Below are 23732 nucleotides of genomic sequence, written 5' to 3' on the forward strand. Positions count from 1 at the left end.
GCAAGCGTAAAACTACTAAAAATATTACGCGGGCTTTACCTGCGGCCCACGATTCTGATTTTTGTTAAATATCTTTCCCGCGCTATTCTTTTCCGATATTGTTTTACCCGTAACTTTACTCCGCTCTAAAGTTGCTAGGCCAGCCCGTTTTTAGATAACACTTATTTTAAACCGAAGCCTTTCGATTTGCTGATTTTTTTAAAAATTTTGTTTTACTCCTGCGTAAATGCCTATTAAGAAATTTTACTTTGTTTTATTTTTAATCTGGTTCGGGTATTTACCGCCAAGTTTGGCGCAAAACTCGTTTTTAAAAGACGTGGTTTTAAAAGTAGATACCGCGGTTTACAGCCGAAATCAGAACACCATTTACGCCAACGGCGAACCGCAACTAGCTTTTACGTACGACAACGACGATGAAATTGCCGAGGTAAACCTGTACCCGGTAAACATGGCGGCCATTTATAATCTTTCTTTGGCAGCTTCGGCCGATTACGATTTAATGGATTCGGTGGTAAACGTGAACAACCAGTACTTTAAAGTAAAGGTTAAATTTAAAAATCTGACTGCTGCTCAATTTCTCAACTTTACTTTTTCCATACAAGACACTACCACGGCGCCGCCCCGCGTCGAAATTCAAAAATTGTTTCCGGTTACTAATACTACCGTGCAGTTTGCCAGAAACGATACCGAGTTATACGTGGGTGAAGAAAAAATTTTTGAACTAACCACCAACAACCTCAAAAATATAAGACTACAAACCGATTGGGTAAAAAGCGATGGGTTGGATTACCGCTTATCCGAAAGTAACGGCCTGTTGCGGCTGCACGTAATGCCCAATGCCCTCGGTGCCCGCACCTTAAAACTGCCGCTGCAAACCAACAAACCTTCATTAAATAATTACCGCAAACCGCAATACCTTTTACCACTCCTGCAAAAAACGTTTACAGTTAAAGCCAGCCGGCTTAAATTTATAAACATTGATAAAAAAGAAATTACCGCCGACGAAGTTACGCGCACCAAGGGCGTGGAGGTAATGATTGACAACAATTGGGCGATAAACTTACAAAAGACTTACCGCATCGAAGACCAGGAACAACCCGGCGGCGTGTTAATTGCCGAATTATTTACCCGCAATACCGTAACCAATAACCGGGTACTTTGCTGGCTGCGCGTATACAACTTTCACCGGATTTCCGAAGGCTATTTGTACCTAAAAGACGGCGACCAGACTAAATTCATTACTAACTTTTCCATTACGCCGAAGGCTGCTATTAAAAACATTCAGGTTTTGCACGAAGGCGGCGACTGGACCAGCAACCTTACCGTAAACCCCGGCGAAACGATTAACCTGCGCATCGAGGGCGAAGGTTTGCACAAAGCCCGCTTTCAGTTCGACGACCTTACCGATATTACCTCCGATTCTTCGCTGCGCACCGAAACTGCTTTAATTTATAAGTTAAAAGTGCCTCTAAACATTAAACGGAAAAGAATCGGCATTTACAACCGGGCAGCCATTACCAGTTATTCGTTAATCGTACGCGAATACCAGCGCCCGCGCTCCTTCGATTTTATCTCGATTAATTACGGCGATCAAACCCGCGCGGTAGCATCGTTGTTGGATGGGCCTTTATTCTACGACCACGTTTTAAAAGACGTTGTTTTTTCGTTTAACCCCAGTATAATTGATCAGGAGGCAACCTTGTATGGCCGCCAGTATTTAAACCTGGATGTACGGGTAACCAACAGCCGGAACGAATTAATTGACCAGCGCCGCATCGAAGATATTGTAATTTGCCCCGGCGAAAACTCCCCGCGGTATGCTTTTTACGGCGGCAAAGATTGCCTGCTCGGTGATATAAGTTTAAACAACATTCTGGGCCGCAAAACCTACGATTTAGACGAATGGTCGCGGCTCGAGATAACCATCCGGCACGATAAAGACAAATACGGCGACGAGGGCATTGTGAAGAAAATAGACCTGGTACTCCGGCGCCGGACCAAGTTTGATATTGATGTATCGTTTCCGGCGGGTTTGCTCGTAAAAAAACAAGGGGAAGCCGGTTACGGCGATTTAGGCGGTATTTCTATGGCGATGATTGCGCAGATGAGTTTTTACCATCCCGAAAAAATTGCCCGCTACCGGCCCTATAAAGTAGGCGCGGGTTTTCTGGCGCTGAATGCGTTTAACTTTAGCAGCAGCCCCGACGTGGACCGCGACATTGGTGCCGTTATTATTGGGGCGCTTTACCCAACTACCCGCGATACCAAACTTACTTTTCCGCTGTATTTGGGCGGCGGTTATTTTATTTCGAAAAAAACCGATCCGTGGTTTTATTTCCTGGGTCCGGGCATCCGGGTGCGGTTTTAAACATAGTTATAGCGGCAGACGGCCAATCATTAGTTTCAGGAACACGCATCTGTTTGCTCCTGTTTTTTAAATTTTTAATCTTTTACTTAACCTGGTTTTGCTTATGCTTACTATTTTGGAGTTAAATCATGTGGCGCTGCACGTACAGGATGTAGCGGTTAGTTGTCGTTTTTACGGGGAACTGCTGGGGTTTCGTTCCTTGCCCCGCCCGGCTTTTGATTTTCCGGGGGCTTGGTTCGCCTTGGGTCCGCACCAGGAACTGCATTTGATCGGCGACCGCGGCCAAGCCGTACACAGCCACCACCGGGGCAATCATTTTGCCTTAAAAGTACATTCTATTGCTCAAACCGAAGCTCATTTACGGGCAGTTGGCATTTCTTTCATGGGCCCGAAAAAACGCCCCGATGGCATGTGGCAAATTTTTCTGAACGACCCCGACGGCCATGTTCTGGAATTTACCGAATTACCAAATTAAAGAGTTGGTGGTTCGTAGTGGCGCGTTGTTGGTTGTGCGGGTACTACTTATTTAAAAAAATCACCCAGGTACTTTAGCCTATTCTTTTGATTCATATTAATTCATTATACCGGTCTGCAAACCAATCTATTTTTTAAAATTTCGGCAAAAAATCTTCGCGAATGGGTGTGAAAGAATCTACTAATCTTACGCTTTCGGTGAGTAGTTGAATGCTGTGTTTTTGGTTAGAGGGTACGTAAAACACGTCGCCGGCTTGTAAGCGGGCGGGCTCTTCCCCTTCTAAAAAAAACAATACTTCGCCGGCGGCAACGTAGCAAGTTTGCTCGTGCGGGTGCGCGTGCATCGGATTGGGTTCGGTTTGCGGACCGTTAGCGAAATCAATGATTACCGTCATTAAATGTGGCGTGTACACCAAGCGGCGAGTAACGCCGGGTGCAATAATTTCTACGGCGGCAGTATGGTAGGTTTGTACGGGCATGCGTTTGCGAAAAATTTAAAAATTACAACTCTAAGGCGCTTAATAAAAGCTTATTACCAAATAATTGATATCTACGATGGGTTTTTGATTCTGGATAAAACCAAGAACCGTCATTCGTAGTATCTATTTAAAGAATCAAATCAATTCCAGCATCTGGTTTGTAAATTAGTAGAATATATTTTTAATTTAGTATCCATTTTTACTCCTGTACATGCGCGCCTTTTTACGTCTTTCTTTTTGCTGTTTTTTATTAATTGGTATTTGGGGCCCGGCCTTAGCCTTCGAGGATGGCCTGAAAGCCTTGCAGAAGAAGAACTACGACAAAGCTCTCAGCATTTTTAACGAAGCCCTCGAAAAAAATCCCGATGATGTGGCGGCTTTGTACGGCCTGAGTAAACTGTTGAGCTTACCGGAATTTGCTTCGCACGATTTGGAAAAAGCTTACGTGCACATTATAAATGCCAAAGGAGCCTACCCGCAAGCAAACGAAAAAGTTAAAAAAAAGCTGCAAAAACAAAAAATAGACGAGCAAGCCCTTACCAACCTGCAAAACCAAATTGACTCCGTAACTTTTGTAGCGGTAGCGGAGAAAAAAAACATGGAAGCTTTGCAGGAATACCTGGACGTGCACAAAACCTCGCTTTTCTACGATAAGGCCGCCGAATTAAAAGAAGATCTGGCTTTTGAAGAAACCATCCGCGAAAATACCGATAAAGCATACAGCGAATTTTTAAAAAAATACCCCAATTCGAAGAACAAAGAAGCCGTTAAAAAGAAGTACGATAAATTAATTTACACCAAAGCCACTGAATCGAAAGACCACAAAGCCTATAAATTTTTCATCGATAATTACCCCGAAAGTCCGTACATCGATGAAGCCAAGCAAAAATACGAAGTGGCGCTTTTTAAACATTTAACCGCCGACGACACCGAAACCAGTTACGAAGCCTACATTGCCAATTACCCGGACAGCAAATTTGTAAAAATTGCCGAAGACAGTATTTTCGCCAAATACACGTCTTTTCCGTCAATTCCGGAGTACGAGCGTTACATTCAGCGCTACCCGAAAAGTAAAAAAATCTACGAAGCCTGGAATAAGATTTATATTTTATACACCGATAGCGGCGACCCCGAAGTTTATACCCAGTTTTTAACCAAATATCCGGATTACCCTTACAAAAACGACGTGCAAAACGATGTGGAATTAGCTACTTTCGGGTTAAACATGCTTCTGAACAATTTCCAAGGCTTTCAGGACGACCAGGTGGACGCTTATTTAAAATTAGCGGCTCCCACCGATCAGGCTTTAAAAGTATTACTGTTAAAAGTACAGCCTTTGCTGGCGGCCAATCAACGCCAGAAAGCCATTGATGTGCTGGAACTCCATCGAGCCGAATTTCAAAACAAAGGGTATAAAATCGATAAGGCCATTGCTACCATTAAACAAGGTGCTAAAACCTTAGTTTCGGATAAAGTAACCTTACGGGCCGGAGCAGCCAATAAATCGGCCAAAGAGTAATGCTTCCCTAATCCATTTCAAGTACTTTTCTTTATTTTTTTAAAATTACGCCGGCTGGTTCGGGCATAATTAAAAATAAAGACCATCGGGTTAGCTGTTTTTTCGTAAACGATTAAAAAGCCATATTATGGAAACGAATAAAACCGAACCAATACAACCACCCCTTGATAACGATGCTATTACGAATGCCGACGAAAGCAATGTAATCGCGAACAACAATCCGGATCCGTTGCCCAGCCAACAAACCGACGCGGATATTTTTGATCAGGAATACGAAGGCAAAGAAGAAGCAGGCAATGTTGGCGCCGAAAACGAGTGGGATGCGGAACAGCTGGATGGCAGCACCGCAAACAACCTACGAACAAAATAAAACAAGCGCAGTTTAATTTTTCTTTGCTCCGGCCTTAAAACAAGTACCAGCCAGTTTAAGGTTGGTTATTTGTACTGGCCAACCTTGGCGGTTTTTTAAAATTTGTTTAAATCCCCGTCCTTACTTTACGCGATAATTTTGTACAAGTATTGCTTTTAAACATTCCTGTCTTTACTAATACTGTTCCCTAAATTTCTGCTAGCCCTATGCCGTTCGGGTAGGTGTTTTACGCAGTTATCAGGAACTAAGCAACCCTGGTGGTTAAACTCATTTCTTGGTAAAATCTAAAACAAGTAAAGTAAACGTTTTACCTCACTATTTTATTTTCTAAACTCTTCAATATTAAAAATTTTACATTTTATTTACAATAATTAATATTTATGAAGTAAAAATACCGTGGTTGGCATGGTTTTTACTTCATATAATAAAAAAACTATATGCCATTGGTGCTGCTTTTAGTGCGGATGGTGATTCTATTTATTACCTAAATTAAAACATTTATGAAAAATTTATTTTCTGTTCTCACCCTTTTGACTTTACTGGTATTTGGCGGCTGCAAAAAAGAGGATGACGTAAAACCTATTCCCACCGGCGATATTGATTTAGGTGTTTATAAAAACACCCTGGATCCGGCTACGGGCAAAACTACCCGCGAAGCCGTTCAATGCACCATCTGGATGTGGAAAACGGATGACCGCAATTTAGATTTAGCGGCTTCCGGATCAGAGATTTACCTGGGACGGATTTTAGATAAAAATACCAACAAATACGTGAGTGCCGAATATGGCGCCATTGGTATTAACATGAAAGAAAAAGTAGTAACGGGCAAATACCTGGTTTATGTTTTTATTAATAAGTCCGATCAAAAAGGCAGCCAGGCTTATTCTTACACCAACGTAGAAATCAAAGAAGATAAAAAGGTAAGTATCCGGAAAACCTTTAGCCCCGATATTAACACCTTGCAGTACGAAGAATGGAATACAAACAAATAAAAGTAAAAATGGCAACGGTAAAAAGGTAGATTAACTAATCTACCTTTTTTTATTGTACCTTGCCGCCCGTTAGGTTTAGAATTCCCGAAAATGAACCAAACGGACAAAACAAAGCTTATGAGTTAGACCACCACGAGTCCTCTCTTTTTTACCAATAGAATACTACCCATTAGCCGGAATTTTAAAATCAAATCCGGCTTATTAAAAACACAAGAATGTTATTTACGGATTTACAAATAATTGAGCCTATTTTAAAAGCTCTCCAAACCGAAGGATACACCCATCCTACCCCTATCCAGGAAAGATCGATCCCTATTTTATTAAACAAACACGATTTATTAGGTTGTGCCCAAACCGGAACCGGTAAAACGGCCGCCTTTGCCATACCTATTATACAATTGTTGCATAACCAACAAACCCCGAGTAAAAGTTACCGGCCCATCAAAGCCTTAATTTTAACGCCTACCCGGGAATTAGCTATTCAGATTGACGAAAGTTTTGGCGCTTACGGCAAGTATACCAACTTGCGGCACCGGGTAATCTTTGGCGGCGTGCCGCAAAAAGCCCAAACCGATGCTTTACGCGCTGGTGTAGATATCTTAATTGCGACTCCGGGCCGGTTGCTCGATTTAATGAACCAGGGCTTTGTTAGTTTACAGCATTTAACCATGTTCGTGCTGGACGAAGCCGACCGCATGCTGGATATGGGTTTTGTGCACGATGTGAAAAAGATTATAACGAAACTGCCTACTAAACGGCAATCATTATTCTTTTCGGCTACCATGCCGCCCGAAATTGTAAAACTAGCTGATACCATTTTGGTAAATCCGGTAAAAGTAGAGGTAACTCCGGTTTCATCTACCGCTAATACCATTGAACAGGCGGTTTATTACGTCGAGAAAAACGATAAAAAGCCTTTGTTGCTGCATCTGTTGGCTGACTCTTCTATCGAGACGGCTTTAATCTTCACCCGCACCAAACACGGTGCCGACCGGGTAGCGAAAGATTTAAACCGGGCTGGTATTGGCGCGGAAGCTATTCACGGGAACAAATCGCAGAACGCGCGGCAACGGGCGCTAACTAATTTTAAAACCCGACAAACCCGGGTGTTGGTGGCTACCGATATTGCGGCCCGCGGCATCGATGTAGAAGAATTAACGCACGTTATAAATTTTGAATTACCGAACGTACCCGAAACCTACGTACACCGGATTGGCCGGACGGGCCGGGCGGGAGCCAACGGCATTGCCTGGTCGTTTTGCGACGCCGAAGAGCAAGCTTACCTGCGGGATATTAATAAACTAATTGCTAAAACCATTCCGGTAGTGCACGATCATCCTTACCCAATGGTACCGCTTGCGCACACCACCGCCATCGCTTCGCCTGTTAAAAGTAATTTAAGTAACTCCAGAAATGCGGGAAATTTTAAAAAAGCACCGCGCCGGTGGGGCAATCCGGTTAAAGCCAAAAGTTAACAATTCCAAAACAGATTCATCGAAAGTAATTCCGGTTTAAATCTATCTACAGCCGTCGTTGGGTTTTAACGACGGCTTTTTTATTGCCGGGGGTGAAAGTTCTGGCGGATTATGCGAGTAAAGTAGATTAGTCTTTAATTTTTTCGAGTAAGATCGCCATTTTTCGTTTGCTACCCTTATATTTAAAGGTTTGTGTACTTTTAACAACAACTGCTATGAAAATCTATCGCCTTAAAACCGGCATTCTCATCGAGGAAGAGCAATCGTTTTATCTTTCGCAGGATACGGACTGGGACAAGTTTATAAATCAGGAAAATCTGTACCAAGAGCTAAACGAAGAAATCACCCGGCTTCGACCGGAAACCAATGGGATACGGTTAATTGAAGAGGAATTATTGGTACCGATTGTGCGGCAGGAAATCTGGGCAGCGGGGGTAACGTACTACCGCAGCAAGAACGCGCGCATGGAAGAATCGAAAGATGCCGGCGGGGGCGATTTTTACGATAAAGTATACGATGCCGAACGCCCGGAAATATTTTTTAAAGCTACCGCCGCTCGCACGGTAGGTCACTTAGGCACCGTGCACATCCGGCAGGATTCTACCTGGGACGTGCCGGAACCCGAATTAACCTTATTCATCAACAGCAAAGGCCAGATTGCCGGTTACACCATCGGCAACGACATGAGCTCGCGCAGCATCGAAGGCGAAAACCCGTTGTACTTACCCCAGGCCAAGACTTATGATAACAGCGCGGCCATTGGCCCGTGTATATATCTCACCGATACCGAAATTAACAAAGACGGGAATATTACTTTAGAAATTGCCCGCAAAGAAAAAACAGTATTCTCGGATACCATCAGCATCAACCAGATTAAACGTACGCACCAAGAACTGGTAGAATTTTTATTCCGGGAATGCAGTTTTAGTCACGGCGCTTATTTAATGACGGGTACGGGCATTGTACCTCCCAATGATTTTACTTTAAAGAGCGGCGACGAAATCCGGATCAGCATTGATCCGATTGGGACCTTAGTGAATTACGTACGGTAACCAGCTCCGAGGTTTAAATTTTAAAAAATTACGCAAGAATGACGAATAACGATAAAATGACCGAAGCTACAGCCAAACCTAAAACCTTCCGGGGTTTTAATCCGGCCAAAGGTGAATATTTGCCCCAGGAATTTACCGAAAGTACCCCGGAAGAAGTTGCCGCGGCAGTAGAAAAAGCCGAAAAAGGATTTACAATTTATCGGAAAAAATCCGGGGCCGAACGGGCCGACTTTCTGCAGAAAATTGGGGAAGAAATAATAGCTTTGGGGGATACGCTGTTAACCTTGGTGCAGGAAGAATCGGGATTACCGGCGGCCCGTTTGCAGGGCGAACGCGGCCGCACGGTAGGGCAATTAAATTTATTTGCCGCTTTACTCCGCGAAGGTTCCTGGGTAGATGCCACCATTGATAAGGCTATCCCGGATCGCCAGCCCTTACCAAAATCCGATATCCGGCGCATGAACATTGCCCTGGGGCCCGTAGGAATTTTTGGCGCGAGTAATTTTCCATTGGCGTTCTCGGTGGCGGGCGGCGATACGGCTTCAGCCTTGGCCGCGGGTTGCACCGTGGTAGTAAAAGGCCACCCGGCGCATCCGGGCACTTCGCAGTTAATTGCCGACGCTATTATTCGGGCCGCTCAAGCTACGAATATGCCGGAAGGTGTTTTTGCCCTGGTACACGGCGAGTCAACCGCCGTTGGCATGGCCCTAGTAGAGCATCCGTTAATCAAAGCTATTGGTTTTACCGGCTCGTACCGCGGCGGCAAAGCGCTATTTGATGCGGCTAACCGCCGTCCGGAACCTATTCCGGTGTACGCCGAAATGGGCAGTACCAATCCGGTTTTTATTTTACCAGGTGCCCTCCAAGAACGCGCCGACAATTTAGCGCAGGGAGTAGCCGCTTCGGTAACTTTAGGCGTAGGTCAGTTTTGCACCAATCCGGGTTTAGTAGTAGCGCAGCAATCGGCCGAGGCCGAGCAATTTGTTACTAAAACCACGGAAGCATTTTCCAGTTTAGCCGCTGGTACCATGCTCACCCCCAACATTAAAAAAGCCTTTGATGCCGGCATTGCCCGGCTCACCGAAACCGCCGGTATTTCGGTGTTAGCCAAAGGTATTGTAAACAGCAGCGTTTGTGGCGGCACGCCGCATTTCTTACAAACCGATGCTGCTACTTTTTTAGCTAATCCCGAAATTGGGGAAGAAGTATTTGGGCCTTCTACGGTGTACATTTCGGCCAGCAGTAAAACTGAATTAATGGACATTGCCCACGGTTTACACGGACACTTAACCGCCACGCTACAAGCCACCCCCGCCGATTTAGAAGAATACGCGGATCTGATTTATATCCTGGAAAGAAAAGTAGGTCGCTTGCTGATTAACGGTTTCCCGACGGGCGTAGAAGTATGTGCTTCCATGGTGCACGGCGGTCCGTTCCCCGCTACCACCGATTCCCGTACTACATCAGTCGGTACCGCGGCCATTTACCGGTTCAGTCGCCCGGTATGTTACCAGGACTTTCCGGACCAGGTTCTTCCGGCCGAATTAAAGAACAGCAATCCGTTGGGTATCTGGCGCAACGTGAACGGGCAGCAAACGCAAGCAGCGGTTTAAAAGAAATTTTAAAATTTGACCCAAAGTAACTCAAAAGAAATGCCTTTACATTAAAATAAGTGCCTACTGCTAACCGCCACATAGTTAAAACTATTGCTGCTTCCATTGAAATTAATGGCAAGCCTGAGGTAATTTGGCAGAACATAACGGAAGTAAAAATAGAGCAATTTTCGGACCCGCTGCTTTTTAGATTGCTGGATGTACCTAAACCCTTAAGTGCCGAAATTATTGCGGAAGGAGCAGGTGGGCAGCGGATTGCTTATTTTAGTACGGGTAAAAAGTTTATTCAAGAAATTATCATCTGGAAACCTTTGGAGGAGTATTCGTTTTCGTTTAATCCGGAAGAAGGTTTTCGGGTGGGTTATTTTTTTGAACTAAAAACAGGTATTTTCAGAATGCTAAAAGGTGCTTATTTTTTAAAAAATCAAGAGCAAAGCACGACTCTAAAACTCACCACCGAATATAGTATCGATAAAAGGTATTCCTTTTTATTACAGGCACCAATCAAAATTATTTTAAAAGCTTTTCAGCGCTACTTGTTACATTCTATTAAAAAGAATGCTGAATCATGAAACTGGTTAAATTTTCAGAGACCATTATCATTCAACAAGGGGCTGAAATAGTATTTGATTATACCCAAGACTATTCCCAACGACTTACCTGGGATACTTTTTTAAAAAAAGCGGACCTTATAGAAGGGGCCTTAAAAGCGGCTAAAGGTGTTAAAGCTTATTGTGTGGCGAAAAACGGACTGGGAATGGAAACCGAGTATGTTTCCTTTAACCGCCCAAAAGTAACCGCTATAAAAATGACGAAAGGCCCGTTTATGTTCCGCTCTTTTTCAGGATCGTGGACCTTTAAAGAAATAAGAGCATCCCAAACTGAAGTAATTTTCTTGTATTCCTTTTCTTTACGTTTTCCCTTTAATCTTTTTACGAAACGCATCAAAAGAATTTTACAGAGTAACGTGCGTCAGCGCTTGGTGGATTTAAAAAACTGTATAGAACAAGAACATCCAAAAGCCTGATCTTACTTTTCGGTCAATACTATTTCTAAATAAAGGCAATTCCGCCTTGCTAGAAAGATCAAACTTTGGGTGATTTTTTAAAATTAAGCGTTGATGCGGTGCTTTAACCGGTCAATCAGAACGGCACCCACGATGATGAAGCCGATAATAATTTCCTGTACGTAGTTGGGTAAACCGAGCATATTACAGCCATTCCGCAAAACCGCCATAATTAAAGCGCCGATGATTGAACCTAAAGCACTGCCTTCACCACCGCTTAATGATCCTCCGCCAATCACTACCGCCGCAATAATATCGAGTTCCATGCCGTTGGCAGCCGTGGGGTCGCCTACCGTAAGGTTACTGTATTGCATTACCGAGGCAATGCCGGTAAACAACGCGCTTACGGTATAAATCAAGGCTTTATTTAAATTAACTTTAATACCGCAGAGCCGGGCCGTGAGTTCGTTGGAGCCAATCGCAAAAATATGGCGGCCAAATACCGTATATTTTAAAATAACCGCCAACACCACAAACAGCAAGATCGTAATCCAGACGCCGGGCGCAAAAATCAGCCACGATGGCTCCGGATCGAGTAACATTAAATCCTGCAGCCAGTTAGGTGGCGTGCTGATAGTTTGTTCTTTCCCAATCCATTTGGCGGTGCCACGGGCAATCTGCATCATACCCAGGGTAACAATAAAGGGCACAATGGTAAACCGCGCGATAAACGAACCAATAATTAACCCGCACAAGGCACAGGCCGCAATGGCTGCCAGAGCCGCCACTAAAGGCAGCATCCCGCCTACCGACGAAGCTTCCGGTCCGGCTCCTAAATTCATAACCGTGGCAATAACTACGGTCCCCAAGGCAATCTGCGAGCCCACGCTCAAATCAATGCCGCCCGAAATAATAATCATGGTCATGCCGAAGGCGGCAATGCCCACAATTACGCTTTGCGTCAGAATGGTTTTTACGTTGTAGAACGAATTAAACTGCGGCGGACAAAGAATCGTGAACAGAATGATAACAAACAAAAGCCCGAAAAAAGGGCCGAACTTAGCTAAAACTTTATTCATAGTTTAATAATAGCAAGGATATAAGATTGGGCATTGCCTCCGGAAAAAAGACCAGTTTTTTAAATTTTCCAATGGTTTACCACCCACATATTGTATTAGTATGCATTAACACCGGCCCCGGAAGTAGCGTACAGCATGATGTCGTGCTCGGTCCAGGAACTTACGGGTTTAATTTCCGACATCTGTCCCCGGTACATCACTGCCAACGTATCGCAAACGCCTAACAATTCCGGCAGATAAGAACTTACCACAATAATCGACTTACCAGCCGCCGCCAAGGTTTGAATTAGCCGGTAAATTTCGGCTTTACTGCCCACATCAATGCCGCGGGTAGGTTCGTCCAGGAAAAAGATGTCGCTATCGTGGTGCAGCAAGCGGGCAATACAGGCTTTTTGCTGGTTCCCGCCGGACAGACTGCCAATGGCTTGTTTGGGATCGCGGCATTTAATGCGCATTTGCTCCGACCAGTTAGCTGCGGTTTCGTATTCTTTTTTTAAATTTAATAAACCAAATTTGCTGTATTTTTTAAGCGCCGATAACGTAATATTAGCCGCCACCGATAAATTTAAGGCCAATCCTTCTTCTTTCCGGTTTTCGCTGAGCAGATCTAAATCGGTAGCCAAAGCTTTGCCCGGATTAAGGTACACCGCGTTTAACTCCGGATGTTTTTTAATTTTAACCTGGCCATTTTTTACAACTTCCAGCCCAAAAACGCTGCGGATGGTTTCGGAGCGGCCCGCGCCCACTAAGCCCGAAATACCCAGAATTTCGCCGCGCCGGAGCGTGAACGATACTTGTTTGTGATACGGCATGGTAACCAGGTTTTGCACCGTAAGCACCGGTTCGCCCAATTCGTGCGGAATATGCGGGTATAAATCTTCGACGGAACGCCCGATCATGTGCCGGATAATTTCCGGGATAGTTACCTCGGCTACGTTTCCGGAAGTAATGGATTCGCCGTCGCGGATAACGGTATAGCGGTCGGCTATTTCCATTACTTCTTCCAGAAAATGGCTGATGTAAATCACCGAAATATTATTTTCTTTTAACTTCCGGATCACCCCAAACAAAGCCTGGGCATCTTCGGCGGTTAACGAACTGGTTGGCTCGTCCAAGATCACAATCCGGGATTCGATAACTAAGGCGCGGGCAATTTCAATGAGCTGTTGTTTCCCTAAACTCAGTCGGTTTACCGGCATACCCATATCTAAATGGCCCTGACCCAACCAGTTTAAAGCTTCTTTTACCCGTTGCCGCTGCTTTTGCACAAACCCAAACGACGAACGCTCCAGGCCCAGCATAATATTTTCTTCGATGGACAGATGCGGAGCCAGCGTTAATTCCTGGTAAATCATGGCAATCCCCGAGTCCCGGCCCGCCGCCGGCGACGAAGGCGTATAGGGCTGTCCGGCCAATTGCATGGTGCCGCTATCGGGGGTATAAGCGCCACTCAAAATTTTCATGAGCGTGCTTTTACCCGCCCCGTTTTCCCCGATTAAGGCGTGCACTTCGCCTTGTGTTACCTGTAAGTGCACCTTTTTCAGCGCTTTTACCGGCCCAAAGCTTTTACTGATATTTTCTAAAGAAAGCAGCAAGAATTTTTAAATTTTATAGTAAAAAAATTTTACTCGGTTGTACTTGTAATCCGCTAGGGTTGCTTTTGCCTATCGATTTTTTAAATTTCAGATTAAAAATAAGGTTTAAAATAAAGATAAAGTGCTTTCATCCTACTTCTGCAAGCAACATAAACATTGGGGTCAGGCACTACTTCTTTTTCACAAGCGCTTAATTTCATCGTCTGAAAGCCCAGTTGCCTTGCTAATAACCTCCCCCGAAACCCCACTCTCCTTTAAAGCCTTGGCTACTTCCAGCTTCCCTTCTAATTTACCTTCATCAAACGCGGTATCTATCACCCCTTTTAAATCGCGGTATATTTTTAAGCTACTCTCGTATTTATCTAGTTCTACTGGTCCCAGGTTAGCTAATTCGGCCTTCTCAAAAGCTTGCGCAAATACTTCATCCGCAAAAATGGCCGGGATACTTTGAAAGTCTTCCAGGTTTTTAATGAAATACAACCATTTATCTAAACGAGTTGCCAGTTCTGTCTCGGCCTTCCCAAAGTTGGGCATTTCCAGATAAATATACGTTAGTTTGTCGTAGAAAACCTGGCCGTTTTGGTTCTTCAGCTTAATAGTATGTACTACCTCGTTTTTTTGCGGCGCATGTTCGTAGTCGGCAAAGGTAAAATCCAGAATACCAATACAGTAAACAGCTTTCAGGTTGTAGTTCCATTCGCCTCTTTCGGCTTGTTCCCGGATGGGGAAAGTAGAATAAAAGATGGTTCTTTCTTTAAAATAATTTTGCTTGGCCTTTTGCAGTTCTACAATGAATTTTTCGCCTTTATCATTTTCACAGTAAATATCATAAATGGCTTTTCGGTCAATATCCACTTCGCCCAACTGTTCTGTATTTTTAAAAGTCAGGTCCGTAATTTTGTTTTTCTCTGGTAAAAGCGCATTCAAAAAGTCAATCAGTAACAGTTTACTGGCTTCTTCCCCAAAAATTTTCTTGAAACCAAAGTCCGTATAAGGATTGATGTATTTTGCCTTCATTCTTTCAATAGTCGATAGTCCATAATCCTTAGCCTGTGGTCGATAATCCAGGGACTATGGACCAGCGACGAACCTCTATTCATTCAACCAGGTTTTCAGGTCGGGGGTCAGCAAGGTTTTAATGGCTGGTTCGTTAATGTTTTCTTTGGTAGCCATGGTAATACCGGTATCGATGTGTTTTTCAAATTTTTCACCGCGGATTACCGAGACGGCGGTTTTAACGCCTAAGTAGCCCATGTTAAACGGATCTTGTAAAGCCAACCCTTGAATGGTGCCGTTGTTCAGCGCCGCAACCAAGGTTTCGTTCGAATCAAAACCCACTAACTTTACTTTCCCGGCTTTACCGGCGGTTTGTAAGGCGCGCAGCATGCCTTGGGTAGAAGATTCGTTCGGGCAGAAAACGCCGTCGACGTTGGCAAAGCGGTTAATTAAATTTTGCGATGCCTGAAAAGCTTTTTCCATGGTTGCGCCCGCGTATTGGTTCGACGATACAATTTTGGCATTGGGAGCATATTCTTGCATGCCGGCCAAAAAGCCTTCTTCGCGGGCGTGCGTACTGGCTGAGCCTTCGCTGTAGCGCAACAAAATAATGTTGCCTTTGCCGCCGGTTAGTTCGGCCAACCGCTTGGCGCATAGTTTTCCGCCGGCCAGGTTATCCGTAGCTACATAACTGGCGTAGTCTTTGGCGGCCAAATCCGAGTCAAAAATAACAACCGGAATTTTCCGGTTAAGAGCGGCTTTTACCGGCGGCACCAGGCTGCGTTCGTCGAGGGGTGCCAGCACAATGCCATTTACGCCCCTACTGATAAAATTCTGGACTACCTGAATCTGCATTTGCCGGTCGTCTTCTTTCTGCGGCCCTTGCCACAAGACTTCAACGTTGCCTAATTCTTTGGCCGCTTTCATGGCGCCGGCGTGTACGCTTTTCCAGTAATTATGGGTGGCCCCTTTCGGGATTACCGCTATTTTTAACGGCTCGCCGGCGGCTTTGGCGGTGCTGCCGCTTTCCTGCGAGGTGCTGGAATTATTGTTACAAGCCGTAAAAGTTGCCGTAAGTGCCCAAAAGCCAAGGGCTAAGGATTTTTTTAAAAAATTGTTCCGATTAATGATCATGGTGGATAGTGATTATCAAAATAAGCGTTATACCTGGTGTAACTGGCCGGGCTTAGTAGCAAAAAATTAAAAAAAAGCCTGCATCGTTAAAGTTCTCCGAATAAACCAAAACCTTTCTGCGACGAATGAAAACCAAACAGTTTTGTTTAAGCTCAGCGCATCGCGTGGTGAAAATAGGAAAATAAATTTTTATTAAAACGATTCCTGGTTTTTTTATTGCCCGGGTGTTGCTGCCTTTACCTAAGCTTCCGGCGAAACCTTGGATGCTCCTGCTCTTATCAATTTTAAAAATTTAATCGGAATTCCCCGAAAACCCAGGACCTGGTAAATTTAACATACTATTTACCGGGTTCGCGTATACGGGACAAATAACTTAATCTGGTTTTAATTTATGCGCACGGAGAATGATATTTTGGTGAAATCCTGGGAAGAATTACAAAACGCGCTTTTCCATAATTCCTGGGACGATAAGATAAACCGCTACCGGTCGTCTTATGTGTACCGGGGCATGTGGAACAAAGACTTTGAACTGACCACCAGTTTAATGCGGCTCGGCGGCGATTACTCCAAACTGGAAGCGCATTTACTCCGAAATTTTAAAAAATACGCGCACCGCGATGCGGCCCCCGGCAACTCCTTGTGGAACTGGCTGGCCGTTGCGCAGCACCACGGCTTACCCACCCGCCTCCTCGACTGGACTTATTCGCCGTTTGTAGCGTTGCATTTTGCCACCAACAACTTATTAAATTACGACACCGACGCCGTGATTTGGTGCGTAAACTACGTGCGTTCGAACACCCATTTACCGCCGGTGTTAAAAGATGCTATATCTGCCGAGGGTTCCAATGTGTTTACCCCCGAAGTGCTGGAGCCGGTTTGCAGTTCTTTAAAAGAATTAAGCGCTTTTCAGGAAGAAGATTACGTGTTGTTTCTGGAACCGCCTTCGCTGGATGGCCGCATTGTGCACCAGTTTGCCTTATTTGCGATGATGTCTACGCCCACGGCTTTACTCAGCGACTGGCTGGAGGAAAAGCCGGATTTATATTTCAGGATTATTATTCCGGCGCGCTTAAAGTGGGAAATCCGGGATAAGCTGGACCAGGCTAATATTACCGAACGGGTTTTGTTTCCGGGCCTCAACGGATTAAGCGAATGGCTGCGCCGGCATTATACTACTATTTAAGCGCAAATTTTTCAAAATTTAAAAATTATCCAAAAGCATTGGGGTAGTTGGCATACGCATGCATTTTTAAATTTTTAACTTTCTTAACTTGCAACCTGTAACTTGCAACCTGCAACCTAACTATGAACGAACACGAAAACCCCTGGACGACGCTCTCTTCTAAACCTATTTACGAAAATCCCTGGATCAGCGTGCGCGAAGATCAGGTCATTAATCCCAAAGGCGGGCGCGGCATTTACGGAGTAGTGGATTTTAAAAACATGGCCATCGGCGTGGTACCCCTGGATGCCGAAGGCAACACCTACCTGATAGGCCAGTACCGCTATCCTTTAAACGAGTATTCCTGGGAAATTCCGGAAGGCGGCGGACCGCACGGCATTGATGCCCTGGAATCAGCCAAGCGGGAATTAAAAGAAGAAACCGGCTATACCGCCGCTACCTGGGTAGATTTAGGTCGCATTCATACCTCCAATTCAGTTACCAGTGAGTTTGGTTATTTGTATCTGGCCCAGGATTTAACGCCCGGCGAAACCGAGCCCGAAGAAACCGAAGAACTGGTTCTTAAAAAAGTACCTTTAAGCGAAGCCGTGTGCATGGTAATGGCCGGCGAAATAACCGATGGTTTAAGCATTGCCGGTATTCTAAAAGCAGACAAGCTGTTAAACCAGGGCAAATAATTTAAGTAAGGCCTCCGCAGTAAAGCCGCCTTATTGCTAATTTTAATAAATTTAAAAAAGAGGAGCAGCGTTCCTCTCCGCTGGAAAAAAACACCCTGGCCGTGAACTTAAACCGAATATTTGTACTTTTGCCTTCATGAAGCTGCTGGTTAAAATAGTGCGCGGAATTTACGCTGGCTGGTGTGTTATCTGGTTTGTGCTTCCTTTTTTCGGGATGTATCCCTTGTTTTGGATCTTCAGCCGGAAGCCCCGCTGGTATCCGCACGCGCATAGCTTAAACCGGTTTTGGTCGTTTGTACAACTGCGGATGTATGGCCTACCGCTGCGCATAAATCATACCGTGCCGCTCCGCAAAAATACGCCCTACGTATATGCCCCTAACCATAGTTCGTACATCGATATTCCGTTATTGCTGAACGCTGTACCGGGTTATTTAAATTTTGTGGGCAAAAGTTCTTTAGCAAAAGTGCCGTTATGGGGGCCTATTTACCAGAAGTTGTATATTTCGGTAGATCGTAAAAGTGCCATTAGCCGGGCCAAATCGTACATCCAGTCGGGGCGCACCTTAGACCAGGGCCGTTCGGTAGTTATTTTTCCGGAAGGCACTATTTCGGAAAATGCCGGGCACGAAATGCTGCCCTTTAAAGACGGGCCTTTTAAATTAGCCATCGAGAAGCAAGTACCCTTAGTACCGGTTTCCATGCCCTACAATCACATTTTTTTACCCGACGTAGACGGTAAATTTATCGTGAAGTGGCACCCGTTAAAAATTACCTTCTTCGAACCAATTCCCACGGTGGGCCTTACCCTGGCCGACCTGGAAAATTTAAAAAATAAAGTATTTAGTATTATTCAAGCCGATTTAAGTTTACATAATTATTATGAGCACCGATATACAAACGATCCGGAAGTTAGCACATTTAGCCCGTCTGGAATTTGACCCTGCCAAAGAACAGGAAATGCTGCAGGATCTGAACAAGATCTTGGACTGGATGGAAAAACTGCGCGAACTGGATACCTCCACGGTAGAGCCTTTGCTGCACATGAGCGAAGAAGTAAATGTGCTCCGCCCGGATGTTTCCAAAACCATTATTACCCACGAAGAAGGTCTTAAAAATGCCCCTCGCAAAGATTCCGATTATTTTCGAGTACCAAAAGTATTGGACTAAGCGTTTTAAACGGTAAATGGCAAAATTACACGCACTGGGCAGCCGGCAGAAAGGCGGCCCTTTTCTTTTATACTTATTGGTTGTTTTGGGTTTGGCCGCGTTGGGTCTGGCAATTTATCACTACTTTACCGGCAGCGAACGGGTAATGCCCTGGCAACCCGAAGCCGAACTATTTCCCATATCCGCCACGCTATCGCGGTTTACAAGTCTTTTTCACACGTTTCGGGTGCCCATAACCGGCTTCTTGGTTTCGGAACGGCTTGATGTGGGCCTGCCCGTGCTACGCCCCCCGCTGGCGGCTGTTTACTTAGGAATTCTGGCAGTAACTTTGGCCGTTTATTTTACCATTGTGAGTTCTTTTACCCGCTGGCCGTACATTGTGGGCATGGCCTTGTCCATGATCTTCCTGGCTACTTTTAATTTTGATTTGCTGCGTGTAACGCAGGACGATTTTCAAATTTTACTAATCCTGGTATTAGGGGTGCTGGTACTGGTCAGTTATGGGTTTCATGCTTTTTTTACGCAAGTAAGCCTGGGCCTGCGCTTTTTAGCTTTTAGTCTTATTTTGCTGGTAATAGTCCTGATTATTGGTAATCAGTCGCAGTACTCGCCCGTTCTATCGGCTATGCAGCTGGTGCATTACAGTAGTTTAGCGGCTTTTGTGGCCAGTGGCATATTTATTTTTTTAGTAGCCTTCGAAAATATTCACGCGCTGCTCTGGATCAACACCCAAGGTCCTTCGCCCCAACGCCGCTTTGGTTTGTGGCATTTTATCATCATCGGGCTTTTGTACTTGGTCAACTTATTACTGTTGTATCTTAAAAATGCCGATATCATCCAGCTGGACTTTATCTACGTCGATCCTTTTATTATCCTGTTACTGTCTACGGTAGCGGGTTACTGGGGCTGGCAACGGCGCGAAGTACAATACCAGCGATTTATTACTTTTAAAAACGGAGTGGCTTATATATACTTAGCACTGGCCATTAATTGTTTGCTGAGCATTAGTTACGCTTTTGCAACGGCTAACACGCCGCTTATTTCGGCTTATACCGACGTAATTGTGTACACCCACCTGGCTTACGGTTTTTTATTTTTCCTGTATATCCTGCTTAATTTCTATAAGTTAATTCAGGAGCGGTTAGCGGTTTATAAAGTAGTTTTCGACCCGAAGCAATTGCCTTTTTTCACGGTATATATCATGGGTAGCTTACTCTTGTTGGCTTTGGTTTTCCGGTCTACGTTTAGCGTGTACAACAAAGCCGAAGCAGGTTATTACAACTACCTCGGCGATTTTTATAAAAAGGCCGATAATCTGTTACTGGCCGAACGGTTTTATACCGAAGGAACTAATTACAGTCATCATAATTTAAAATCGACGTATGCTTTAGCGGGCCTGTACCGCGAACGCAGCTACGGTACCGCCGAAATTAATTTGCTGAAAGATGCTTTAACCAATAATCCAAACGAAAAAGTTTATTCCCGGATGGCGGCTACCCAATCCGATAAAAAAGATTTTTTCAACCATCTGTTCCTGCTGAACCAAGGATTGCGGGCCTTTCCGAGCAGTACGGCTTTATTAACCAACAAAGCTTTACTTTACGAAACCACTACCCTCGCGGATTCTACGGCGTATTTTTACAGCCAGGCGCTGGAGGCAGCTTCTGGTAAATTCCAGGACTTGGTTCAGAGCAACCGCTTAGCCTTTTTTTTAAAAAATAAAGATGCCCCGCAAGCTTTAGCCGTAGCGGAACAAACCGGTAACCAAAGCGAGCATCCGGCTTTACAAAGCAATTTAAATTTACTGCAAATAATTCAGGAAAAACCCGCTGCTGGTTCCGAAGAAGTAGTGGTGCCTACCAAGCCATTAACCGCGGCCGAGTTTGCGTTATATTACCATAATACGTTGCAACACATCGGGCGGGCAAATGCGCAAACCATTAAACAACTCAACCGCCTTAGTGCCCTACCCGGCAATGCGCCATACCAGGAAAATTTAATTTTGCTGAAAGCGCTGGCCCAGTTTAATGCCGGGCAAATAAACGAAGCGCGCAATACGCTCGAAAACCAGGCTTTAGCCTCGGAAAGTACGGCCGGCTATTATTATTTTGTGATTGGCTCCTGGCTGATGGAACAAAAGCTATACGATGCGGCAACCAGTTATTTCCAAAAAGCCCGCGACCGACGCCTGCCCGAAGCCGAACTGCCTTACTTATACGCACTGGCCCATACCGCCGATAAAGGCACCGCTTACGCGGCCGCGCAGCAAGCCAGCAACGAGTTAACCGATCCGGAAGAAAAAGCCCAGGCTACCTTTCTGGCCACTGTTTTAAACATAACCACCGAAAGCGTACTCACCGCATCAGACTCTTTAAAAGTAGCTTATCTTACATTGTACCAGCCGGAATTAACCACTTCGGAATTTGAAAATGTGGTTAATACTGTTGCAAACGGCCGGTTTAAAGCATTGGCCCAACGGGAACTGGCGCAACATTACTTACAAACCAATAACTTAAACGCCGCCCAGCAAACCATAAACACTGCTTTGGCCGCTGCCCAGGGCGACAATAGTTTAGTGCAGGATTTAAATTTGCTGCGGGCAAATGTATTCGCCAAGCAAGGCAATGCCACGGCATTAAACAAGTTGGTACCCACTTTACCCGTGCGCTCGGGTGGCCAAAATGAGAAGCTATTTTACCAGGCGGTAGCCACCGAAAAAACCAATCCCAAACAAGCGGGTGCCTTGTACCGGCAGGTGCCGCAGGCTTTAATTTACAACGAAGAGGCGGTTTTAGCGGCGGCCAATTACTTTAGCAAAGTGCAGAAAAACGACAATCAGGCTTATAATTTGCTGCTAAGCAGTATCAAGTACAATCCGTTCTCGGCACGTTTGTACCAGGCTTATATTTTCACCAGCATAAAACTAGGTTTTATTGATTTTGCGCAAACCGCAGCCGAAGAGTTAAAAAGCTTGCTAAGTCCGGCGGAGTATGCTATATTTCGTACTAACTACGAACAAAAGTTAAAAGAAAAACAAGAGTCTTTCCCGGGGTGGAATTAACGAAAACAGCGGTTGGTGCCGGCAGATTAACTTGTTTCCTGAAACACTGGTGCGGGTTTTTGGTTACACCTGTAAGTAGCCTGGTTTCTGTTTGTAATTAGGTTAATTTTCCCGATCTATGAGCGTTATTATTCAAACTGAAGACATCTCCCGGGTTTACCGGATGGGTAGCGAAACCATTCACGCTTTAAAAAGTGTGTCCATTACGATTAACCGGGGCGAGTACGTGGCTTTTATGGGGCCGTCGGGTTCCGGTAAATCCACGCTCATGAATATTGTTGGCTGCCTGGATACCCCCTCAGGTGGCCAATATATCCTGAACGGGAAAGACGTGAGTAACATGACGGATAACGAGCTGGCTGAGATCCGGAATAAAGAAATCGGGTTTGTTTTTCAAACATTTAACTTGTTGCCGCGGTCTACTTCGCTGGATAACGTGAGTTTACCTTTAATCTACGCGGGCTACAGCAAACGGGTCCGCGACGAAAAAGCCATGCAGGCTCTGGAGAGCGTGGGACTAGGGCCACGGGCCAAACACAAACCCAACGAATTATCGGGCGGGCAACGGCAACGGGTAGCTATTGCCCGGGCTTTGGTAAACGACCCCAGTATCATGCTGGCCGATGAACCCACCGGTAACCTCGATACCAAAACTTCTTACGAAATTATGGAGCTTTTCGAGAATCTGCACGCCAAAGGCAATACCATTATCATGGTAACCCACGAAGAAGACATTGCCAAATACGCGCACCGCATTGTGCGCCTCCGCGACGGATTAATCGAATCAGACGAAATTAACACCGAAGTTATCCGTCATTCGGTGCCGGTTTAAGGACTAATTTTTTAAAAAACTACCTGAAAGCCGGTAATTTATTTACGGATTACCTACACATGAAAATATATACCAAAACCGGCGACGAGGGCTTAACGAGTTTAATTGGTGGCACGCGCGTAAAAAAATCGCACCTGCGCATCGACTCCTACGGCACCGTAGACGAATTAAATTCTTACCTGGGTCTGGTCCGCGACCAACCGGTAAACCAAAATCGTAAAATATTACTTCAGGATATTCAGGACCGTTTATTTACCATTGGTGCTTCGTTGGCCTCTGACCCGGATAAACCTACCCGCAAAGTACCGGATTTATACGAAGCCGACGTAACAGTACTGGAAGAAGAAATGGACAAAATGGATGCGGTTTTACCACCGTTGCAAGCCTTTATATTACCCGGTGGCCATCCGGCGGTTTCGTTTTGCCACGTGGCCCGGTGCGTTTGCCGGCGGGCTGAGCGGTTGGTAATTGCCCTGCAGGAAGAATCTACGGTTGATCCCCTCATCATTAAGTATTTAAACCGGCTTTCGGATTACTTATTTGTGCTGAGCCGGCTAATGGCCCAGGAACTGCAAACCGAAGAAATTGCCTGGAAACCCCGCTTATAAGGATTTACTTACCAGATTAGCCTATCGCCTTTACGCATTTTCCGCAACAG

At 45.1% G+C, this 23732-nt stretch carries 22 protein-coding genes; 17 read left to right on the forward strand and 5 right to left on the reverse strand.

Features of this window, described 5'->3' with window-relative positions; genetic code table 11:
- Positions 1 to 226: 226 nt before the first annotated feature.
- Together AHMF7616_RS14905 and AHMF7616_RS14910 are read left to right on the forward strand one after the other, a co-directional pair.
- Entirely contained in the window at positions 227 to 2368 is a 2142-nt protein-coding gene (locus AHMF7616_RS14905) for a hypothetical protein (protein WP_115373612.1), read from the forward strand.
- Between the two features lie 103 nt (positions 2369 to 2471).
- Positions 2472 to 2843 carry a VOC family protein gene (locus tag AHMF7616_RS14910; protein ID WP_115373613.1) on the forward strand — a complete coding sequence of 124 codons (372 nt, stop codon included), beginning with the start codon at positions 2472 to 2474 and terminating at the stop codon, positions 2841 to 2843.
- Between the two features lie 133 nt (positions 2844 to 2976).
- Here AHMF7616_RS14910 and AHMF7616_RS14915 read toward each other — a convergent pair whose 3' ends face one another.
- Positions 2977 to 3321 carry a cupin domain-containing protein gene (locus tag AHMF7616_RS14915; protein ID WP_115373614.1) on the reverse strand — a complete coding sequence of 115 codons (345 nt, stop codon included), beginning with the start codon at positions 3319 to 3321 and terminating at the stop codon, positions 2977 to 2979.
- A 211-nt stretch (positions 3322 to 3532) separates the two neighbouring features.
- Between AHMF7616_RS14915 and AHMF7616_RS14920 the strand changes: the two genes are divergently transcribed.
- The 8 genes from AHMF7616_RS14920 to AHMF7616_RS14955 all read left to right on the forward strand — a co-directional run bounded on the left by AHMF7616_RS14920 (position 3533) and on the right by AHMF7616_RS14955 (position 11369).
- The gene (locus tag AHMF7616_RS14920) at positions 3533 to 4840 is read left to right on the forward strand and encodes an outer membrane protein assembly factor BamD (protein ID WP_115373615.1); all 1308 of its coding nucleotides are present in this window, start codon (positions 3533 to 3535) and stop codon (positions 4838 to 4840) included.
- Positions 4841 to 4967: 127 nt separating this feature from the next.
- Positions 4968 to 5210 (forward strand): hypothetical protein, encoded by a 243-nt coding sequence (locus tag AHMF7616_RS14925; protein ID WP_233507575.1) that lies wholly within the window; start codon positions 4968 to 4970, stop codon positions 5208 to 5210.
- A gap of 500 nt (positions 5211 to 5710) precedes the next feature.
- Positions 5711 to 6202 (forward strand): molybdopterin-binding domain-containing protein, encoded by a 492-nt coding sequence (locus AHMF7616_RS14930; RefSeq protein WP_115373616.1) that lies wholly within the window; start codon positions 5711 to 5713, stop codon positions 6200 to 6202.
- A gap of 215 nt (positions 6203 to 6417) precedes the next feature.
- Positions 6418 to 7677 carry a DEAD/DEAH box helicase gene (locus AHMF7616_RS14935; RefSeq protein ID WP_115373617.1) on the forward strand — a complete coding sequence of 420 codons (1260 nt, stop codon included), beginning with the start codon at positions 6418 to 6420 and terminating at the stop codon, positions 7675 to 7677.
- A 215-nt stretch (positions 7678 to 7892) separates the two neighbouring features.
- Complete coding sequence (locus AHMF7616_RS14940; protein WP_115373618.1) at positions 7893 to 8729, forward strand: fumarylacetoacetate hydrolase family protein; 837 nt, start codon at positions 7893 to 7895, stop codon at positions 8727 to 8729.
- Positions 8730 to 8767: 38 nt separating this feature from the next.
- Positions 8768 to 10342, forward strand: a complete 1575-nt coding sequence (locus tag AHMF7616_RS14945; protein ID WP_233507577.1) for an aldehyde dehydrogenase (NADP(+)) — start codon at positions 8768 to 8770, stop codon at positions 10340 to 10342.
- A gap of 59 nt (positions 10343 to 10401) precedes the next feature.
- Positions 10402 to 10914, forward strand: coding sequence for a hypothetical protein (locus AHMF7616_RS14950; protein WP_115373619.1), 513 nt, complete (start codon positions 10402 to 10404; stop codon positions 10912 to 10914).
- Positions 10911 to 11369, forward strand: coding sequence for a type II toxin-antitoxin system RatA family toxin (locus AHMF7616_RS14955; protein WP_115373620.1), 459 nt, complete (start codon positions 10911 to 10913; stop codon positions 11367 to 11369). Before AHMF7616_RS14950 ends, AHMF7616_RS14955 begins: the two co-directional genes overlap by 4 nt.
- An 83-nt stretch (positions 11370 to 11452) precedes the next feature.
- Here the strand turns inward: AHMF7616_RS14955 and AHMF7616_RS14960 are convergent, their stop codons facing one another.
- From AHMF7616_RS14960 to AHMF7616_RS14975, 4 genes are all read right to left on the reverse strand, one after another.
- The gene (locus AHMF7616_RS14960) at positions 11453 to 12427 is read right to left on the reverse strand and encodes an ABC transporter permease (protein ID WP_115373621.1); all 975 of its coding nucleotides are present in this window, start codon (positions 12425 to 12427) and stop codon (positions 11453 to 11455) included.
- Between the two features lie 95 nt (positions 12428 to 12522).
- Positions 12523 to 14022, reverse strand: a complete 1500-nt coding sequence (locus AHMF7616_RS14965) for a sugar ABC transporter ATP-binding protein (protein ID WP_115373622.1) — start codon at positions 14020 to 14022, stop codon at positions 12523 to 12525.
- Between the two features lie 180 nt (positions 14023 to 14202).
- On the reverse strand, positions 14203 to 15039 hold the full coding sequence (locus tag AHMF7616_RS14970; RefSeq protein WP_115373623.1) for an Rpn family recombination-promoting nuclease/putative transposase: 837 nt from the start codon (positions 15037 to 15039) through the stop codon (positions 14203 to 14205).
- 75 nt (positions 15040 to 15114) lie between these two features.
- On the reverse strand, positions 15115 to 16152 hold the full coding sequence (locus AHMF7616_RS14975) for an ABC transporter substrate-binding protein (RefSeq protein WP_115373624.1): 1038 nt from the start codon (positions 16150 to 16152) through the stop codon (positions 15115 to 15117).
- A 391-nt stretch (positions 16153 to 16543) separates the two neighbouring features.
- On the opposite strand from AHMF7616_RS14975, the gene AHMF7616_RS14980 reads away from it, so the two are divergent.
- The 7 genes from AHMF7616_RS14980 to AHMF7616_RS15010 all read left to right on the forward strand — a co-directional run bounded on the left by AHMF7616_RS14980 (position 16544) and on the right by AHMF7616_RS15010 (position 23682).
- Positions 16544 to 17335, forward strand: a complete 792-nt coding sequence (locus tag AHMF7616_RS14980; RefSeq protein WP_115373625.1) for an FRG domain-containing protein — start codon at positions 16544 to 16546, stop codon at positions 17333 to 17335.
- Positions 17336 to 17457: 122 nt separating this feature from the next.
- Positions 17458 to 18012, forward strand: coding sequence for an NUDIX domain-containing protein (locus AHMF7616_RS14985; RefSeq protein WP_115373626.1), 555 nt, complete (start codon positions 17458 to 17460; stop codon positions 18010 to 18012).
- 136 nt (positions 18013 to 18148) lie between these two features.
- Positions 18149 to 18952 carry a lysophospholipid acyltransferase family protein gene (locus AHMF7616_RS14990; RefSeq protein WP_233507579.1) on the forward strand — a complete coding sequence of 268 codons (804 nt, stop codon included), beginning with the start codon at positions 18149 to 18151 and terminating at the stop codon, positions 18950 to 18952.
- A complete protein-coding gene (gatC, locus tag AHMF7616_RS14995) occupies positions 18894 to 19181 on the forward strand; it encodes an Asp-tRNA(Asn)/Glu-tRNA(Gln) amidotransferase subunit GatC (protein WP_115373627.1) in 288 nt (95 codons plus the stop codon). Before AHMF7616_RS14990 ends, gatC begins: the two co-directional genes overlap by 59 nt.
- A gap of 16 nt (positions 19182 to 19197) precedes the next feature.
- A complete protein-coding gene (locus tag AHMF7616_RS15000) occupies positions 19198 to 22242 on the forward strand; it encodes a tetratricopeptide repeat protein (RefSeq protein ID WP_115373628.1) in 3045 nt (1014 codons plus the stop codon).
- A 118-nt stretch (positions 22243 to 22360) separates the two neighbouring features.
- Positions 22361 to 23074, forward strand: a complete 714-nt coding sequence (locus AHMF7616_RS15005) for an ABC transporter ATP-binding protein (RefSeq protein WP_115373629.1) — start codon at positions 22361 to 22363, stop codon at positions 23072 to 23074.
- Positions 23075 to 23133: 59 nt separating this feature from the next.
- On the forward strand, positions 23134 to 23682 hold the full coding sequence (locus tag AHMF7616_RS15010; RefSeq protein WP_115373630.1) for a cob(I)yrinic acid a,c-diamide adenosyltransferase: 549 nt from the start codon (positions 23134 to 23136) through the stop codon (positions 23680 to 23682).
- Positions 23683 to 23732: the final 50 nt, after the last annotated feature.

It is taken from the genome of Adhaeribacter pallidiroseus (assembly GCF_003340495.1).
GTDB classification, from domain to species: Bacteria; Bacteroidota; Bacteroidia; order Cytophagales; family Hymenobacteraceae; genus Adhaeribacter; species Adhaeribacter pallidiroseus.